Origin of the sequence: Nitriliruptor sp., assembly GCF_040882075.1 — a bacterium.
In the GTDB taxonomy this organism is placed as follows: Bacteria; Actinomycetota; Nitriliruptoria; order Nitriliruptorales; family Nitriliruptoraceae; genus Nitriliruptor.
This window is the reverse complement of the sequence record NZ_JBBEBZ010000092.1, coordinates 3045-21641: the sequence shown is the minus strand read 5'-3', so window position 1 is coordinate 21641 and position 18597 is coordinate 3045. Positions and strand designations below refer to the sequence as shown.

Sequence of the window (18597 nt, the reverse complement as noted above, 5' to 3'; positions counted from 1 at the left end):
CCCGTGAGCGCCACCAACCGACGCGTCGCCGTCCGCGCCGTCCGTCCGCAGGTCGACGGGGGCCGCTACCCCGCGAAACGGTCGGTCGGGGAGCTCATCGACGTCGAAGCCGACGTGTTCGCCGACTCCCACGATGCGGTGCTCGCCACGGTCTGCTGGCGCCCGAAGGGCGCACGCCGCTGGTCCGAGGCGCCTATGGAGCACCTCGGGAACGACCGCCACCGCGGCGTGTTCACCCTCGACGAGCCGGGCCGCTACGAGTACCGCGTGACGGGCTGGATCGACCGCTTCGGAACCTGGCAGCGCGACACGCTGACCAAGCTGGAGGCTGGGGTGGCCACCGGTGTGGACCTGGCCATCGGCGCCGAGCTGCTCGACGACCACCGCGCGAAGGGCGACGACCGCGCCGAGGTCGCCCGCATCCGCGACCAGCTCGTCGACGAGCGGCTGGAGCTGCCCGCCCGCGCTGAACCGGCACTCTCCGACGCGGCCACCGAGCTGGTCGCCCGGATCGACCCGCGGCCCCACGCCACGGCATCGGACCGCTTCGAGCTGCGCGTCGACCGTGCTCGGGCCCGCTACTCGACCTGGTACGAGCTGTTCCCACGTTCGGCGTCGCCCGACCCCGACCGGCACGGGACGCTCGACGACGTGATCGCCCGGCTGCCGTACGTCGCCGACCTCGGTTTCGACGTCCTGTACCTGCCGCCGATCCACCCGATCGGCCGCAGCCACCGCAAGGGCCGCAACAACTCGGTGGTCGCCGAGCCGGACGACCTCGGTTCGCCCTGGGCCATCGGCGGACAGGAAGGCGGCCACGAGGCGATCCACCCCGATCTCGGCACGATCGACGACCTCCGCCGACTGGTCGCGGCGTGCGGGGAGCACGGGCTCGAGCTGGCGCTGGACATCGCCTTCCAGTGTTCGCCGGACCACCCGTGGGTCACCGAGCACCCCGAGTGGTTCCGCGCCCGGCCCGACGGGACCATCCAGTACGCCGAGAACCCCCCGAAGAAGTACCAGGACATCTACCCGCTGGACTTCGAGACCGCCGACCCGGAGGGGCTGTGGAACGCGCTCAAGGGTGTGTTCGAACGGTGGATCGACGAGGGCGTGCGGATCTTCCGGGTCGACAACCCTCACACCAAGGCGTTCCCGTTCTGGGAGTGGTGCCTCGACGAGCTGACCCGCGACCACCCCGACCTGATCTTCCTGTCGGAGTCCTTCACGCGGCCGGCCGTGATGGAGGAGCTCGCGCGCATCGGGTTCAACCAGTCCTACACCTACTTCGCCTGGCGCGACGAGAAGTGGGAGCTCGAGCGGTACTACGCCGAGCTGTTCCTCACCGACAAGGTGGACTTCCTCCGGCCGAACTCGTGGCCGAACACGCCGGACATCCTCACCGAGTACCTGCAACGGCACGGCCGGCCGGGTTTCGTCCAGAAGCTCCTGCTCGCCGCCACCCTGACGGCGAACTACGGGATCTACGGGCCCACCTTCGAGCTGATGGAGCACGTCGCCCGTCCCGGTGCCGAGGAGTACCTCGACAACGAGAAGTACCAGCAGCGGACCTGGGACCTCGACGCGCCGCACTCCCTGGCGGAGTTGATCGCCCGGGTCAACGCGATCCGCCACGAGCACCCCGCGCTGCAGCAGGACCGTTCCTTCGCGTTGCACGAGGTCGACAACGACGCGCTGCTGGCCTACTCCAAGCGTGACCCGGTGACGGGTGACACCGTGCTGTGCGTCGTCAACGTCGACCCCGCGTGGAAGCAGGGCGGGTTCACCTGGCTCGACCTCGAGGCCCTCGGCTTCGAGGAGGAGGACGAGGACCCACGCTTCGAGGTCTACGACGCTCTCGGTGACGCGCGCTACGTCTGGCAGGGTCGCCGCAACTACGTCGAGCTCGACCCCCACGTGACCCCCGGACACATCTTCGTGGTCCGTGACCTGTCGCAGCTATCCGATCCGTCGACCCGGGAGGTGCCCGTGTGACCCCGCCCACCGACGGGACCATCATCACCGACCCGGCCTGGTACCGGGATGCGGTCATCTACTCCTGCCACGTGCGCTCGTTCGCGGACTCCGACGGCGACGGTTTCGGCGACTTCCGTGGTCTGGCCGACCGGCTGGACTACCTCCAGGACCTCGGGATCACCGCGATCTGGTTGTTGCCGTTCTACCCCTCACCGCTGCGGGACGACGGCTACGACATCGCCGACTACACCGCGATCCACCCCGACTACGGGACGATGCGGCAGTTCAAGCGGTTCGTGAAGCTCGCCCACGAGCGCGGGCTGAAGGTCATCACCGAGCTGGTGATCAACCACACCTCCGACCAGCACCCGTGGTTCAAGCGCGCGGTCCAGGCACCGAAGGGCAGCCGGTACCGGGACTGGTACGTCTGGAGCGACACGCCCGATCCCTACCCCGAGACCCGCATCATCTTCCAGGACTTCGAGGCGTCGAACTGGACCTGGCACCCCGAAGCCGGGCAGTACTACTGGCACCGGTTCTTCAACCACCAGCCGGACCTCAACTTCGACAACCCCGAGGTCCAGGAGGCGCTCGCCGAGGTCCTCGATTTCTGGGCCGAGATCGGCGTCGACGGGTTCCGGCTGGACGCGATCCCGTACCTGTTCGAGCGCGAGGGCACCAACAACGAGAACCTGCCCGAGACCCACGAGTACCTCAAGAAGCTGCGTGCCCACCTCGACGAGCGGTGGCCCGGCCGGATGTTCCTGGCCGAAGCGAACCAGTGGCCCGAGGACGCTGCCGAGTACTTCGGCGACGGCGACGAGTGCCACATGAACTTCCACTTCCCGCTGATGCCACGGCTGTTCATGGCGGTCCGGCAGGAGGACCGGTTCCCGGTCACCGACATCCTGCAGCAGACCCCCGAGATCCCCGAGGGCAACCAGTGGGCGCTGTTCCTGCGCAACCACGACGAGCTCACCCTCGAGATGGTGACCGACGAGGAGCGGGACTTCATGTACCGCGCCTACGCACACGATGCGCGGATGCGCATCAACCTCGGGATCCGTCGCCGGCTCGCGCCGCTGCTCGGCGGCGACCGACGCCTGATCGAGCTGATGAACTCGCTGCTGTTCTCCATGCCGGGGACGCCGGTCCTGTACTACGGCGACGAGATCGGCATGGGCGACAACATCTGGCTCGGAGACCGCAACGGGGTCCGCACCCCGATGCAGTGGTCGGCCGACCGCAACGCGGGGTTCAGTTCGGCCAACCCGCAGAAGCTCTACCTGCCGGTCGTCATCGATCCCGAGTACCACTACGAGCGCATCAACGTCGAGTCGCAGCAGGAGAACCCCAGCTCGCTGCTGCTGTGGATGAAGCGCCTGATCGCGCTCCGGCAGCGGCACACGCAGGTCTTCGGTCGCGGGGACATCGAGTTCGTGCACCCGAGCAACCACAAGGTGCTGGCCTACCTGCGACGTTGGACCCCACCCGAGGGCGGACCCGAGGAGCTGGTCCTGGTCGTGGCGAACCTGTCCCGACACGCGCAGTCGGCGCAGCTGCCGCTCGCCGAGCACCAGGGGCTGTCGCCGGTCGAGATGTTCGGACGGACCGCCTTCCCGGCGCTCACCGACCAGCCCTACCCCTTGACCCTCGGGCCCTACCAGTTCTACTGGTTCTCGCTCGAGCGGGCGCCGTCACGCCTGTCGCTGTCACAGATGCGCGAGGACGCCGGGGCCGCCACCGTCGAGTCGCTGGAGGAAGTACCGGAACTCACCCTCGCGGGGGAGTGGCGGGCGCTGCTCCGCGGCCGCGGCAAGGAGCGGCTCGAAGCGGTGCTGCCGGTCATCCTCTGCCGTCAGCGGTGGTTCGGCGGCAAGGCGCGCGAGCTCAGCAGCACCACGCTGGTCGACGTCGCTCCGATCGGCGCGAAGGACGATCCGTCACTGCACCTGGCGGTCGTGCGGGTCGAGTACGTCGACGGCGAACCGGAGGAGTACGTCCTCGCGCTGGCCTTCGCTGAGGGCGAGGAGGCCGGCCGCATCACGGCGCCGACCGCCGTGCTCGCACACGTCAAGGGTCGGGGGCAGCGTGGGCAGTCGGGGATCCTCTACGACGCGCTGCAGGACGACGGCGACGGGGGGCGCGGCGCGGCCCGGTCACCGGCGGCCCTGCTGCTCGACACGGTCGGTCGGAACCGGCGGTACCGGGCCACGTCCGGCGAGCTGGTCGGTCGTCGCCACCGTCCACTCGGCAGCGGTGCCCGTCCCGGCGAGCTGCCGTCGCGGGTGCTGCGGGGCGATCAGAGCAACACCTCGATCGTGTTCGGTGACCGCTTCCTGATGAAGGTCCTGCGTCGGCTCGAGGCGGGTGAGTCGCCGGACGTCGAGATCGGCCGGTACCTGTCGGACCGGTTGACCCACGTCCCCGAGCTGGTCGGCACCATCGACCGCGTCGGCCGGGGTGGCGGCGCCACCTCGACGGTCGCCATCCTGCAGCGCTTCGTGCCGAACGAGGGGGACGCGTGGGTCCACACCCTCGACGAGCTCGAACGCTACGCGGAGCGGGTGATGACCGATCCGCCACACGGCGGGGTCCCCGAGCTGCGTCGGTCGCCGCTGACGCTGGCCAGCGAACCGCTGCCGGAGTCGGCCCACGAGCTCGTCGGGCCCTACCTCGATGTGGCGCACCTGCTCGGGGTGCGGACCGCCGAGCTGCACTCGGCGCTCGCCGATGGCACGGACAAGGACTTCGCCCCCGAGGCCTTCACGACCCTCTACCAGCGTTCGCTGTACCAGTCGATGCGCAACGCCCTCCGACGTGGGCTCCAGGCCGCGAAGAAGGCAGCCTCCTCGCTGCCCGACCCGGCGACGCAGGCACGGGTGACCGCGCTGGCGGACCGTGAGGACGAGATCCTCGACCGGCTGCGGACGCTGTCGGCCGGCCGCATCGAGACCACCCGGACCCGCACCCACGGGGACTACCACCTCGGCCAGGTCCTGTGGACCGGCCGCGACCTGGTGATCATCGATTTCGAGGGCGAACCGGCCCGGCCGCTCGGCGAGCGACGTCTGAAGCGCTCCCCGCTGCGCGACGTCGCCGGGATGCTCCGTTCGTTCCAGTACGCGTCGCACTCGGCGCTGCGGTTCCAGGTCGAACGCGGTGCCGTCACCCCGGACCGCGACGCCTACGACGAGCTCCGGGGTTGGCTCGCCGCGTGGAACCGTTGGGTCAGCGCGGGCTTCCTCCGTGGGTACCTCGACACCGCCGCCGACCGCAGCTTCGTCCCCGACGATCCGGCGCACACCGCCATCCTGCTCGACGCCTTCCTGCTCGAGAAGGCGATCTACGAGCTCGGCTACGAGATGAACAACCGTCCGGAGTGGGTCGACATCCCGCTCACCGGCATCGCCGAGGTGCTCGACGCCCCGCCCGCGTGACCGACCCGACGCAGGAGCCACCCGTGTTTCCCAAGCCCTCCCGTCCACCCCGGAAGACCGCGCGTGCCGCCGAGCCCGCCGTCGTGGCGGATGCTCCGGTGGAGCGACCCGCCGACGGACCCCCGCCGGACGTGCCGGGCGCCGGCGCGACCTCGATCCTCGGTGACATGGACCTGTACCTGTTCAACGAGGGCTCGCACGTGCGCCTCCACGAGAAGCTCGGCGCGCACCTGCGGACCGTCGACGGGGTCGACGGGGCCCCACTTCTCGGTGTGGGCGCCGAACGCCGAGCAGGTGTCGGTGATCGGGGACTTCAACGGGTGGGACAAGGACACCCACCAGCTGGCACCCCGTGGGGTGTCGGGGGTGTGGGAGCTGTTCGTGCCCGAGGTGGGGCAGGGTGACACCTACAAGTTCCACATCCGGTCGCGCCACGACGGTTTCCGGGTCGACAAGGCCGACCCCTTCGCCGTGCACTCCGAGACCCCGCCGCTGACCGGTTCGAAGATCTGGGACCTGTCCTACGAGTGGAGCGACGACGACTGGATGGCCGAGCGCGAACAGCGCCAAGCGCTCGACCAGCCGATGGCCATCTACGAGCTGCACCTCGGGTCGTGGCAGCGCATCCCCGAGGAGGGCGATCGCCCGCTCAACTACACCGAGATGGCCGATCCCCTCATCGCCCACATCGAGGAGCTCGGGTTCACCCACGTCGAGTTCATGCCGCTCACCGAGCACCCCTTCGGTGGTTCGTGGGGCTACCAGACCACCGGGTACTTCGCCCCCACATCGAGGTTCGGGACCCCGCAGGACCTCAAGCACCTGATCGACCGGCTGCACCAGGCCGGCATCGGCGTGATCCTCGACTGGGTGCCGTCACACTTCCCCTCGGACGAACACGGGCTGGCCTACTTCGATGGCACCCACCTGTTCGAGCACGCCGACCCGCGCAAGGGCTACCACCCCGATTGGAACAGCTACATCTTCAACTACGGCCGGCCCGAGGTGATGAGCTTCCTGCTGTCCTCGGCGCTGTTCTGGCTCGACGAGTACCACGTCGACGGGATCCGGGTCGACGCCGTCGCCTCGATGCTCTACCTCGACTACTCGCGTGAGGACGGCGAGTGGATCCCCAACGAGTGGGGCGGGAACGAGAACGTCGAGGCGATCGCGTTCCTGCGTCGCTTCAACGAGGAGGTCTACGCCGCCTTCCCTGGCGTGCAGACCATCGCCGAGGAATCCACCGCGTGGCCGATGGTGTCGCGACCGACCTACGTCGGTGGGCTCGGCTTCGGCATGAAGTGGGACATGGGGTGGATGCACGACACCCTGGCCTACTTCCAGGAGGATCCGATCCACCGCAAGTACCACCACGACCAGCTCACCTTCCGGGCCGTGTACGCGTTCGCCGAGAACTACTGCCTGCCGCTGTCCCACGACGAGGTGGTGCACGGCAAGGGTTCGATGATCAACAAGATGCCCGGGGACGAGTGGCAGCAGTTCGCCAACCTGCGATCCCTGTACGCCTACATGTTCACCACGCCGGGCAAGAAGCTGCTGTTCATGGGTGACGAGTTCGGCCAGTGGCAGGAGTGGGGCAACGAACGCAGCCTCGACTGGCACCTGCTGCAACACGAACGTCACGCCGGGCTCCAGCGCTGCCTCGGCGACATCGCCCGGCTGTACCGGAGCGAACCTGCGTTGCACGACGGTGACGTGGACCCGAACGGGTTCGCGTGGCTCGACGCGGGGGACTGGGAGCAGTCGGTGGTCTCCTACCGCCGACGCACACGTGACGGCGACCGCGAGGTCGTGGTGGTCGCCAACCTCACCCCGGTGGGCCGCGACAACTACCGGATCGGCGTCCCCGAACGCGGCTTCTGGGCCGAGCGGTTCAACTCGGACGCCGCCGAGTACGGCGGTGGTGGGCTCGGTAACCACGGGGGAGTGGCGACCACGCCGTTACCGTCGCACGGGTTCGGGCACTCGATCAACCTGACCCTGCCGCCGCTGTCGGTGCTGGTCCTCCAGCACGACCTGCAGCCCAGCGCTTGACGCCGCGACGATCGTGGCGGGGCGGCCGCGGCGACAGCTGGATGGACCTGCCCACGCGGTACGGTGATCGTGCCCAGGTGGGAGGATCTGGTGACTGCTCTCGATGCGCTACGGGTGGCATCCGTCCTCGGCGGTCATCGTGCCCCGGACCACCCTCGCTCGACGCGGCGATCGCCTCTCGCGGGAGGAGAGCGAACGGCTGCAACACCTCGCCAGGATCGTGGCGCTGTCCGAACGTCTGGGAGGACACCACGCTCGCGCGCGAGTTCCTCCTCTCGGTGCAACCTCAGCTCGACGGGGAGCGGCCGGTCGATCTGATCCGCAGCGACCTCGGGACCGCCGGGTCGAGGACGTGCTCCTCGCGCTCGAGTACGGCTTGCCGGCGTAGATGGTGACCGCGTTCCGGATCAGCAAGGTCCGTCGTCCGCCGTTCGACGCGACCGGCGCGCGACTCGTCGGCGGCCGGTGGAACTCGGTCGGCCGCGCCGTCGTGTACGCGTCGTCCTTCGCGGGCCCGATCCTCGAGATCCTCGCCCACACGACCCGACCGCGCACGCTGCCCGGGCCGCACCACGCCGTTCGTATCGTGATCCCGGACGACCTCGTCGAGACGGCCGACGACCACCGGATCGGCGCGTGGGACCGCGGGCCAGCGGCCTCCCGTGCGTTCGGTGACGGTTGGCTGGATCAGCGGCGCTCGGCCGCGCTGTCGGTGCCGTCGCTTCCGGCACGCCCGGTCGGCCGCACGATCGTCATCGATCCTGCTCACCCCGATGCCGACGCCATCGCCGTCAGCGAGCCGTTCCCGGTGCCGCGGGACGACCGGCTGTTCTGATCTCTCGTAGCTGTCGCGCGACGACCTGACTCCAGAACACGCACGGTCAGGACAGCACGAGGAGATCGAGGCCGTCGAACTGCCGGAACGCGTTGTCGGTGGTCACGAGGGTGAGGTCGCCGGCGAGCGCGAACGCTGCCAGGTACGAGTCCATCCACAACTTCGGCGATGCGGTATCGCGACGGGCGAACCGTGCCCAGACAGCCTCGAGGCCGGGGGGCTCGAGACCACGGAACGTGATGCGGTCGTCGTCGAGGAGCTGGGCGTAGACGGACCAGGCCTCGTCGTTGGTCAGCGGACGGTTGCCGTACGGCGCGAGCACCGCCGCGATGGTGAGCAGGCGGAGCAAGGTCTGCTGTGTGGCCCGACAGAAGTGGATCGCGGACGGCGCCTCGACGGTCTCCAACCACCTCCGCGCTGTGCGGTGGTGCCCGTGGCCGGACAAGCTCAACGCGAGCCACACGTTGCTGTCACACGGATCACGGTGTCACGGACGGGCGATCGTCCACGTCTTCCGACGCGATGATCGCGGCGACACGGTCGGGGGTCATCGCCTCCGAGGGCCGCGCCTCGTGGGCACAGGCGACGAGCGGGAACTGGACCCGTCGGTCAGCGCGGCCGATCGCGGCATCGTGCTGCGCGAGGCCACGTCGGAGCGCATCGGCCACGACGTCCTTGATGCGTCGGTTCTCGTCCGCTGCCCGGATCTTGATCTCACGCACCAGATCGTCGGGCAGCTCCAACGTCGTCTTCACCGCGGGCCTCCAGCGTCGTCGGCGCGCCTTCCGCACCGAAACCCTCCACCAGGCGACCAGCTTACCGTCGGACCAGTTCCCTGGGTACGTCATCGTCGCCTCCGGTCGGGCACCGATCGGAGGGGCGGCGACGTACGCTCCTCGGTGTGTCGACCACGCCGTACGGAGCGCTTGAGGTCAGCTCGGAGCTGACCGCGGCGGCCCGTGCGCTCAGCCGGGGGGAGATGGTGACGACGGGTTCCACCGACCAGCTCACCGCGCTTCGGGATGCCGTGCGAGCCCTGACCACCACTGGGATCCGGGTGGTGCTCATCGGTGGCCTCGCCGTCGGTGTCCGTTCCGGCGTCCCGCGGGCGACGATCGATGTCGATCTCGCGGCCTACTCCCGAGTCGAACGTCGCGATGTGGGCGACGCACTGATCGGTGTCGGTTTCGAGCACCGCGGCTCGTTCGCTCACAGCGAGAACTTCCGGCACCGCAACGGCGAGCCGGTGCAGGTCGCCTTCGACGCGAGGATGGACGGGGCCATCGAACGGGCTGGGCCCGTCGCGATCGACGGTGGCGAGCTGCTGGTCGTCGGTACGGAGGACCTCATCGCGATGAAACAGCGAGCGGGCAACGACCCGTCCCGTCGCCGCAGCAAGGCGCTCCGCGACCTGGCGGACGCCGAGCTCCTCCGCGAGGGAGCCGACGGCGGTACGGATGACGGTTGGTGACGGATCGCGCGCATGGGCTCCTGCGAGATGCACGAGCGAGGGCAGTTCGGATCGGTCACCGCCAGGTCGGCACGGAGCACGTCCTCCTCGCTCTCTTCGAGCTGCCGAGTTCGGAGCTCCCACGAGGTTTCGCGGAGCTGACTTGGCCCGTGTCTCCGAGGTCGCTCAGGCGCTCGCCGAGAACGACGGTCGTCCGGTCACGACGTCTGATCTGATCCTGGCACTGCTCGATGAGGGGCACGGGGTCGCGGTCGCGCTGCTCGAGGGGTGTGGGGTGGACCCGTCGGAACTCGCGAGGCTGGTACGCGCTGAGGGAGGGGACGGTTCGGGATAGCGCAGCCGCGTACCCTCACCGGCCCCGAATCATCCGCCTACCGTCCGAGCGCCCACGATGGACCGCTACGTCTGCGTGCACGGCCACTTCTACCAGCCGCCGCGTGAGAACCCGTGGCTCGAGCTGGTCGAGCAGCAGGATTCCGCGTGGCCGGCGCACGACTGGAACGAGCGCATCACCTCGGAGTGTTACGCGCCGAACACCACCGCCCGGGTGCTCGACGACGAGGGCCGGATCGCCCGGATGGTCGACAACTACGCGGCGATGAGCTTCAACGTCGGGCCGACGTTGCTGGGGTGGATGGCGGACCACGCCCGCGGGACCCACGATGCCATCATCGCGGCGGACGCGGCGAGCGCCGAGCGGTTCGGCGGCCACGGGTCGGCGATGGCGCAGGTCTACAACCACATGATCATGCCGCTGGCCAACGACCGTGACCGACGGACGCAGGTGCGGTGGGGCATCACCGACTTCCGCCACCGGTTCGGGCGCGATCCGGAGGGCATGTGGCTGGCCGAGACCGCGGCCGACACCGCGACCCTCGAGGAGCTCGCCGCCGCCGGGATCGCCTTCACCGTGCTGAGCCCGTACCAGGCCGACGCGGTGCGGCCGCTCGGTGGCGACACCTGGACCGACGTCAGCGGCGGCGCCGTGGACACGACCCGTCCCTACACCATCGTGCTGCCCTCCGGGCGGTCCATCGCGGTGTACTTCTACGACGGTGCCGTGTCGCAGGCCGTCGCCTTCGAGGGGCTGCTGCACTCCGGTGACCGGTTCGCGCAGCGGCTGCTCGGTGCGTTCCCGGACCGGCCGGGTCCCGCGCTGGTCAACATCGCCACCGACGGCGAGAGTTACGGCCACCACCACCGCCGCGGCGAGATGGCCCTGGCGCAGGCGATCGAGCGGGTCGAGGAGGCCGAGGGCGTGCGCCTGATCAACTACGCGGAACACCTCGCGCTGCAGCCACCGAAGCACGAGGCGCGCATCGTGGAGGCCAGCTCGTGGTCGTGCGCGCACGGCGTGGAACGGTGGCGCGCCGACTGCGGTTGCACCAACGGCGAGACGGGAGGGAGCCAGGCGTGGCGGGCGCCGCTGCGCGAGGCCCTCGACTGGCTCCGCGACGAGCTCGCGGCCCCGTTCGAGACCCGCGCCAAGCAGCTGCTCACCGATCCGTGGGCGGCCCGCGACGACTACCACCGGGTCGTCCTGCACCGTGTCGACAACCTCCCCCCGTTCCTCGAGGAGCACGCCTGCGTCGAGCTCAGCTCCGACGACGTCGCGTCGGTGCTCCGCCTCATGGAGCTCCAGCGGCACCTGCTGCTGATGTACACCAGCTGTGGCTGGTTCTTCGACGAGCTGTCGCGGATCGAGTCGGTGCAGGTGCTCGCCTACGCCGCTCGGGCGATCCAGCTCGCCGGCGAGGTCCTCGACGTGCACCTCGAGGACGCCTTCGTCGAACGGCTGCACGCGGCCGAGAGCAACGTCCCGCAGTGGCGTGACGGGGCCCACATCTACGACCAGCTGGTGCGGCCGATCAAGGCCGACCTCGAGAAGGTCGCCGCCCACTTCGCCATCAGCGGGCTGGCCCGCACCTACGGGCACACCGAACGGATCGGGTGCTACGAGGTCGAGCGCCACGATGAGATGCGCTCCGAGGCCGGCCGCGCCAGCGTCGGAAGCGGACGGGTGACGGTGCGGTCGGTGATCACCCTCACCGAGCGGTGCTTCGAGTACGGCGTCCTGCACTTCGGGGACCACAACTTCCTCTGCGGGGTCCGCCCCGAAGGTGCCGACGCCGCGTACGTCGCGACGACGAACGCGCTGTCGGCCGCGTTCGACGAAGCCGACTTCCCGGCGACCATCCGGGTCCTCGACGACCACTTCGGACAGAGCGCGTACTCGCTGCGGGACCTGTTCCGTGACGAACAGCGTCGCCTGCTCGACGAGGTGCTCGAGGGGACGATCGCCGACGTCGAGGCCACGTACCGCTCGGTCTACCGCGGCCGCGCGCCGCTGCTGCGGTTCCTGGCCAGCCTCGACGCCAAGCTGCCGGAACCGCTGCGCAGCGCGGCCGAGGTGGTCCTGAACGTCGAGCTCCGTGAGGCGATCCGCAGCGGCGGTGATCCCGCGCGGGTCAGCGCGCTCGTCGACGAGGCGGAACGGTTCGGCGTCCCGCTCGACGTCGAACGGTTGTCCCACGCGTTCGGCGAGGCGGTGGATCGTCAGACCCGTCGGCTCCGCCGCAGCCTCGAGGGCCCGGACCTGTTCGAGACCTTCGGTGAGGACCAGCAGCGGTTCGCGGCGGCCGTGCGCGACCTGGTGGACCTCGCCGGCTGGCTGCCGTTCGACGCAGAGCTCGCCGCCGCGCAGAACCTGTGCTGGGAGGTCGTCCGCGACCACCGTCCTTCGCTCGTGGTGCGGGCTGACGCCGGGGACGAGGTCGCGGTCAGGTGGCTGCAGACCATCGACGAGGCGACCGAGCGGCTCGGACTCGCCGTCCCGGAGTGACCGTGTCCGACCCCACGCCATCGACGTCGTCGACCGCTGCCCAGCCACCGGCACCCGACCAGCTCGGTGCGAGCCCGGCCGGCGACGGCAGCACCCGGTTCGTGGTCTGGGGGCCTCGCGTCGACCGCGTCGAGGTCGTCCTTGACGACGGACAGCGGCTGGCCCCGCTCGAACGCGACGCACGCGGCTACCACGTCGGCACGGTGGCGGACGTCGGTCCGGGGGACCGGTACCGCTACCGGCTGCACCGGGACGGTGAGCCGGCCATCGACCGTGCCGACCCCGCGTCCCGGCGGCAGCTTGACGGGCTGCACGGCCCCTCCGCGGTGGACGACCCGGACTTCCCGTGGACCGACCAGGCGTGGAACGGCCGGCCGCTCCGTGACCAGGTCCTCTACGAGCTCCACGTCGGCACCTTCACGCCGGAGGGCACGTTCGAGGCGATCGTCCCGCGCCTGCCCGAGCTCGCCGAGCTCGGCATCACCACCCTCGAGCTGATGCCGATCTGGCAGTTCCCGGGGGAGCGGAACTGGGGCTACGACGGCGTCCTGCCGTACGCGCCGCAGCACAGCTACGGGGGGCCCGAGGGCCTGCGGCGCCTGGTCGACGCGGCGCACGCGTCGGGGATGGGCGTGGTGCTCGACGTCGTCTACAACCACTACGGACCGGAGGGCAACCACCTCGACGACTTCGGTCCGTACCTCACCGACCGGTACGACACCCCCTGGGGCCAAGCCGTCAACACCGACGGCCCCGGTGCAGACGAGGTCCGGCGTTTCGCGGTCGAGAACGCCGTCCGCTGGGTCCGCGACTTCCACGTCGACGGGCTGCGGCTCGACGCGGTCCACGCGATCGTCGACACCTCCGCCGTCCACCTGCTCGAGGAGCTCGCCCGCGCCGTCCACACGGAGGCGGCCACCAGCGGGCGTACCGTCCAGGTCATCGCCGAGAGCGACCTGTCCGACCCACGGCTGGTCCGCGACCCGTCCGTCGGCGGGTACGGGCTCGATGGCCAGTGGCTCGACGACGTCCACCATGCGCTGCACGTCGCGCTGACCGGGGAGCGGACGGGCTACTACGAGGATTACGTCGGGCTCGACGACCTGGCCCGGTGCCTGCACGACCGGTTCGCGTACGCCGGCCGGTACTCGCCCCACCGGGGCCGGACGGTCGGTCGGCCGGCACCCGACGTGGCCTACGAGCGGTTCGTGGTCTGCACCCAGAACCACGACCAGGTCGGCAACCGCATGCTCGGCGAACGCCAGGCCGCGTTGCTCGACCTCGAACAGCGCAAGGCCGCGGCCGGCGCGCTGCTGCTGTCACCGTTCACCCCGATGCTGTGGATGGGGCAGGAGCACGGTGAGACCGCCCCGTTCCAGTACTTCGTGTCGCACACCGACCCGGACCTCGTCGAGGCGGTCCGGACCGGTCGGCGGCGCGAGTTCGCCTACTTCGCCGACCAGGGTGAAGCGCCGGACCCGCAGGCGGTGGAGACCTTCGAGCGGTCGAAGGTGGACTGGTCGCTCCGCGCTGCAGGGGACCACGCCACGCTGCTCGAGGTGTACCGCGAGCTGCTGCGGTGGCGCCGCGAGCTGCCGGCCATCACCGATCCGATGGCGGGGGAGGCCGAACCGACCGTCCACGGCCCGCACACCCTCGCGTTCACGCGTGGCGTGCCGGGGAGGCCCGAGACCGACATCCTCGTCGTCGTGCACACCGGTGATGACCCGGTCCGGTTCACCCACCCCGGCGGTTTCGAGCTGCTGCTCGACACCGCGGATCCCGCGCACGACGGTCCTGGAGGCACCGTGGTCACGGTTGATGAGGCGCGGACCGAGGTCGCGATCGGCGGGCCGGCCTCCCTGCTGCTGCGTCGCCGGTGACCCGGGACGGACTTTCGGTCCTCCCCGGTCGTCGGACCTCCGCTGGGGACCGGGCACGATGGGCGGGCCGTCGCGACCCACGCGGCGCGGAGGGAGCAGCGTGACCACGCAGACCTGGCCTGGGCAGCCGTACCCGCTCGGTGCCACCTACGACGGCTTCGGGACCAACTTCTCGCTGTTCAGCGAGACCGCCGATCGCGTCGATCTGTGTCTGTTCGACGAGGACGGCACCGAGACCTGTGTGACGTTGCCCGAGGTCACCGGCTTCGTCTGGCACGGTTACCTGCCGAGCGTGGGTCCCGGCCAGCGGTACGGCTACCGGGTGCACGGCCCCTACGACCCGGCGCGCGGCCTGCGGTGCAACCCCGCGAAGCTGCTGATCGATCCCTACGCCAAGTCCGTTGTCGGTGCGCTCGACTGGGGACAGCCCGTGTTCGGCTACACGTTCGGCGACCCCGAAGGCCCGCCGAACACCGACGACAGCGCGCCGTTCGTCCCACGTTGCGTCGTCGCCAGCCCGTTCTTCGACTGGGGCGACGACCGGCATCCCCGCACCCCGATGCACGAGACCGTCATCTACGAGGTCCACGTCAAGGGCATGACGGCGCTGCACCCCGAGGTCCCAGAGGAGCTCCGGGGGACCTACGGCGGTCTGTCGCACCCGGCGGTCATCGAGCACCTGACCGGGCTCGGGGTGACGGCCGTCGAGTTGTTGCCCACCCACCGCCACGTGCCCGAGTCCGACCTCGTCGAACGCGGCCTGACCAACTACTGGGGCTACAACTCGATCGCCTACCTCGCACCCCACGACGGGTACGGGTCCAGGCCGGCCGAGCAGGTGGTCCCCGAGTTCAAGCAGATGGTCAAAGCCCTGCACGAGGCGGGCATCGAGGTGATCCTCGACGTGGTCTACAACCACACCGCCGAGGGCAACCACCTCGGCCCCACGCTGTCGCTCAAGGGCATCGACAACCCGGCCTACTACCGGCTGGTCGAGGACGAACCGCGCTACTACATGGACTACACCGGCACCGGCAACTCCATGAACATGCGTCACCCCCACGTGCTGCAGCTGATCATGGACTCGCTGCGGTACTGGGTCACCGAGATGCACGTCGATGGCTTCCGCTTCGACCTCGCTTCGACCCTGGCCCGCGAGCTGCACGACGTCGATCGGCTGTCGACCTTCTTCGAGGTCATCCAGCAGGACCCGGTCATCAGCCAGGTCAAGCTCATCGCCGAACCGTGGGACGTCGGTGAGGGCGGCTACCAGGTCGGCAACTTCCCGCCCCAGTGGTCGGAGTGGAACGGGATGTACCGCGACACGATGCGTGACTTCTGGCGCGGTGAGCCGGCCACGCTGTCCGAGTTCGCGTCCCGGTTCACCGGTAGCTCCGACCTGTACGAGTCCGACACCCGCCGACCCGGTGCCAGCATCAACTTCGTCACCGCCCACGACGGTTTCACCATCCGCGACCTCGTGTCGTACGACGACAAGCACAACGAGGCCAACGGCGAGGACGGGGCGGACGGGACCGACGACAACCGGTCCTGGAACCACGGCACCGAGGGGCCGACCGACGACCCCGACATCGAGGCGCTGCGAGCGCGCCAACAGCGCAACCTGCTGGCGACCCTGCTGCTGTCGCAGGGTGTGCCGATGCTGCTCGGCGGCGATGAGTTCGGTCGCACCCAGCACGGCAACAACAACGCCTACTGCCAGGACAGCGATCTGTCGTGGTTCCGGTGGGACGAGGCCGACGAGGACCTCGTGCGCTTCACCACCGATCTGATCGCGCTCCGACGCGACCACCCCGTGTTCCGTCGGCGCCGGTGGTTCCAGGGACGGCCCATCCGTGGCGCCGACATCGACGACATCTCCTGGCTCCGCCCCGACGGGCAGGAGATGGACGACGACGACTGGGACGCCGATCTCGCCCGGTCGCTGCAGGTCTTCCTCTACGGCCGGGGGATCGCGAGCCCGGACGAACGCGGCCGGACCGTGGTGGACAGCTCGTTCCTCGTGCTGTTCAACGCCAGCGCCGACCCCATCGAGTTCCAGCTGCCGCCAGCACGGTGGGGGCAGCGGTGGCGGGTCAGGGTCGACACCGCGCTCCCGCGGCTGTCCGAGGACGTCGAGCGGCTCGAGGCGGGCAGCAGCCGCAAGGTGCCCGACCGGGGCGTCGTGGTGCTGCGAGCCGAGTCCGACGAGTGAGCGCCCCGACCTCGACCTACCGGCTCCAGCTGCACCGCGGCTTCGGTTTCCGCGACGCTGCGGCGACCGTGCCGTACCTCGCCAAGCTCGGCGTCAGTCACCTCTACCTGTCGCCCTCCCTCGCGTCCGCTCCCGGCAGCACCCACGGCTACGACGTGGTCGACCCGAGCCGGCTCGACGACGAGCTCGGCGGCGACGAGGGCTTCGCGGCGCTCACCAGCGCCGCGGCGGACGCGGGACTGCGCATCGTGCTCGACCTGGTCCCGAACCACGTCGGCCTGCTCAGCCCGCACAACCCGTGGTGGTGGGACCTGCTCCGGCACGGACCGGAAAGCCGCTTCGCCGACCACCTCGACGTGCGCTGGGAGCGGCGCGGTGCCGGCCCACCACAGGTGCTGGTGCCGCAGCTCGGGCGCCCCCTCGAGGACGAGCTCGCCGACGGCCACGATCTCCGCCTCGCGCACGGCGAGCCGCCGCACGGCGATGACGATCACCCCGACGCCGGCTGGCGGTTCATCTACCACGACCACGCCTGGCCGGTCCGGCCAGGGTCGCTGGCCGCCGCCGGGTTCGACGGTGACGACGTCGACGGCACGTTGGCCGCCCTCGAGCGGGACCGCGGTCGGCTCCTGAGCCTCCTGCTCGAGCAGCACCACCGCCTCGTCCACTGGCGGCGTGCCAACGCCGAGCTCAACTACCGCCGCTTCTTCGACATCACCACGCTCGGTGGTGTCCGCGTCGAGGACCCTGAGGTGTTCGCCGACGCCCACCGTCGTGTGCTCGAGCTGGTCGCCGAGGGCACGGTCGACGGGCTCCGCATCGACCACCCTGACGGACTGCGCGACCCGACCGGCTACTTCGAGCAGCTCCGCGCTGCGGCGCCGGACGCGTGGATCGTGGCCGAGAAGATCCTGGAGCCGGGGGAGGGGTCGCGGTCGGACTGGCCGATCGACGGAACGGTCGGGTACGAGTTCGCCAACCTCGTGCTCGGGCTCTTCATCGACCCACGCATCACCGGTGTGGTCGACGACACCTGGACCGCCGTGACCGGCGACCGCACCGGCTACGACCACGTGGTCGACGTCGCCAAGCGCGAGGTCGTGACCGAGCTGTTCGCCGCCGAGCTCGACGCGCTCCACGACCAGCTCTGCGACCTCGCCGACGGTGCCGCCTGCGTCAGCGACACCGAGGCGCTGCGGGCGGCGCTGATCGAGGTCCTCGTCACCTTCCCGGTCTACCGGACCTACGTCCGGGCGGACCGCGCCGACCTGACCGACGAGGACCGTCGCTACATCACCGAGGCGGTCTCGCGCGCTCGCGCCCGACGCCCCGACCTCGACGAGCCGCTGGACCTGCTCGCCGAGCTGCTCACGCTCGAACAGGGCGGCCCCGACTCGGCCGACTTCGTGATGCGGTTCCAGCAGCTGTCCGGCCCCGTCATGGCCAAGGGTGTCGAGGACACCACCTTCTACCGGTACCTGCGTTTCGTCGCGGTCAACGAGGTCGGCGGCGACCCGAGCTCCCTCGGTACCAGCCTCGCGGAGTTCCACGGCGCGAACCTGCGACGCCAGCTCGAGCGGCCCGCGACGATGCTGACGACCTCGACCCACGACACCAAGCGCAGCGAGGACGTTCGAGCGCGCCTCGCGACGCTGTCGCAGTGCCCGGACCTGTGGGTGCGGACCGTCAGCGAGTGGGACGAGCTCGGCGCCCGCCACCGGGGCGTCCACGGACCAGCGCCGGAGCACGAGCTGCTGCTGCTGCAGACGCTGATCGGGACGTGGCCGATCGATGCGGACCGTGCGGTGGCCTACCTGGTGAAGGCCGCGCGCGAGGGGAAGCGGCACACGGCGTGGATCGACGGGGATGAGCGGTACGA

13 protein-coding genes are annotated in these 18597 nt (G+C 70.1%); 11 read left to right on the top strand and 2 right to left on the bottom strand.

The features are described 5' to 3' along the window. Positions 1-3: 3 nt before the first annotated feature. The 4 genes from WEB03_RS05035 (at position 4) to WEB03_RS05020 (ending at position 8307) form a co-directional block, all read left to right on the top strand. On the top strand, positions 4-1995 hold the full coding sequence (locus tag WEB03_RS05035) for an alpha-1,4-glucan--maltose-1-phosphate maltosyltransferase (protein WP_368069861.1): 1992 nt from the start codon (positions 4-6) through the stop codon (positions 1993-1995). Then, the gene (treS, locus tag WEB03_RS05030) at positions 1992-5417 is read left to right on the top strand and encodes a maltose alpha-D-glucosyltransferase (protein ID WP_368069860.1); all 3426 of its coding nucleotides are present in this window, start codon (positions 1992-1994) and stop codon (positions 5415-5417) included. The genes WEB03_RS05035 and treS overlap by 4 nt, the downstream gene beginning before the upstream one ends. A gap of 300 nt (positions 5418-5717) precedes the next feature. Continuing rightward, a complete protein-coding gene (gene glgB, locus WEB03_RS05025; protein WP_368069859.1) occupies positions 5718-7472 on the top strand; it encodes a 1,4-alpha-glucan branching protein GlgB in 1755 nt (584 codons plus the stop codon). 391 nt (positions 7473-7863) lie between these two features. After that, complete coding sequence (locus WEB03_RS05020) at positions 7864-8307, top strand: RES family NAD+ phosphorylase (RefSeq protein ID WP_368069858.1); 444 nt, start codon at positions 7864-7866, stop codon at positions 8305-8307. Between the two features lie 46 nt (positions 8308-8353). Here the strand turns inward: WEB03_RS05020 and WEB03_RS05015 are convergent, their stop codons facing one another. Next, positions 8354-8770 carry a TA system VapC family ribonuclease toxin gene (locus WEB03_RS05015; RefSeq protein WP_368069857.1) on the bottom strand — a complete coding sequence of 139 codons (417 nt, stop codon included), beginning with the start codon at positions 8768-8770 and terminating at the stop codon, positions 8354-8356. A gap of 16 nt (positions 8771-8786) precedes the next feature. After that, positions 8787-9062, bottom strand: coding sequence for an antitoxin (locus WEB03_RS05010; RefSeq protein WP_368069856.1), 276 nt, complete (start codon positions 9060-9062; stop codon positions 8787-8789). A 224-nt stretch (positions 9063-9286) separates the two neighbouring features. Between WEB03_RS05010 and WEB03_RS05005 the strand changes: the two genes are divergently transcribed. From WEB03_RS05005 to treY, 7 genes are all read left to right on the top strand, one after another. Next, the gene (locus WEB03_RS05005) at positions 9287-9778 is read left to right on the top strand and encodes a nucleotidyl transferase AbiEii/AbiGii toxin family protein (RefSeq protein ID WP_368069855.1); all 492 of its coding nucleotides are present in this window, start codon (positions 9287-9289) and stop codon (positions 9776-9778) included. Further along, positions 9775-9993 carry a Clp protease N-terminal domain-containing protein gene (locus WEB03_RS05000; protein WP_368069854.1) on the top strand — a complete coding sequence of 73 codons (219 nt, stop codon included), beginning with the start codon at positions 9775-9777 and terminating at the stop codon, positions 9991-9993. The genes WEB03_RS05005 and WEB03_RS05000 overlap by 4 nt, the downstream gene beginning before the upstream one ends. After that, positions 9921-10112: a Clp protease N-terminal domain-containing protein gene (locus WEB03_RS04995; RefSeq protein WP_368069853.1), complete on the top strand. Its 192-nt coding sequence runs from the start codon at positions 9921-9923 to the stop codon at positions 10110-10112. The genes WEB03_RS05000 and WEB03_RS04995 overlap by 73 nt, the downstream gene beginning before the upstream one ends. A 57-nt stretch (positions 10113-10169) precedes the next feature. Continuing rightward, positions 10170-12620, top strand: coding sequence for a DUF3536 domain-containing protein (locus WEB03_RS04990; RefSeq protein ID WP_368069852.1), 2451 nt, complete (start codon positions 10170-10172; stop codon positions 12618-12620). A 2-nt stretch (positions 12621-12622) separates the two neighbouring features. Further along, on the top strand, positions 12623-14503 hold the full coding sequence (gene treZ, locus WEB03_RS04985; protein WP_368069851.1) for a malto-oligosyltrehalose trehalohydrolase: 1881 nt from the start codon (positions 12623-12625) through the stop codon (positions 14501-14503). Positions 14504-14561: 58 nt separating this feature from the next. Continuing rightward, positions 14562-16718: a glycogen debranching protein GlgX gene (gene glgX / locus WEB03_RS04980; protein ID WP_368069850.1), complete on the top strand. Its 2157-nt coding sequence runs from the start codon at positions 14562-14564 to the stop codon at positions 16716-16718. Next, positions 16715-18597: malto-oligosyltrehalose synthase (gene treY, locus WEB03_RS04975; RefSeq protein ID WP_368069849.1), on the top strand; the 1883-nt coding region annotated here is incomplete at its 3' end. The genes glgX and treY, both read left to right, overlap by 4 nt.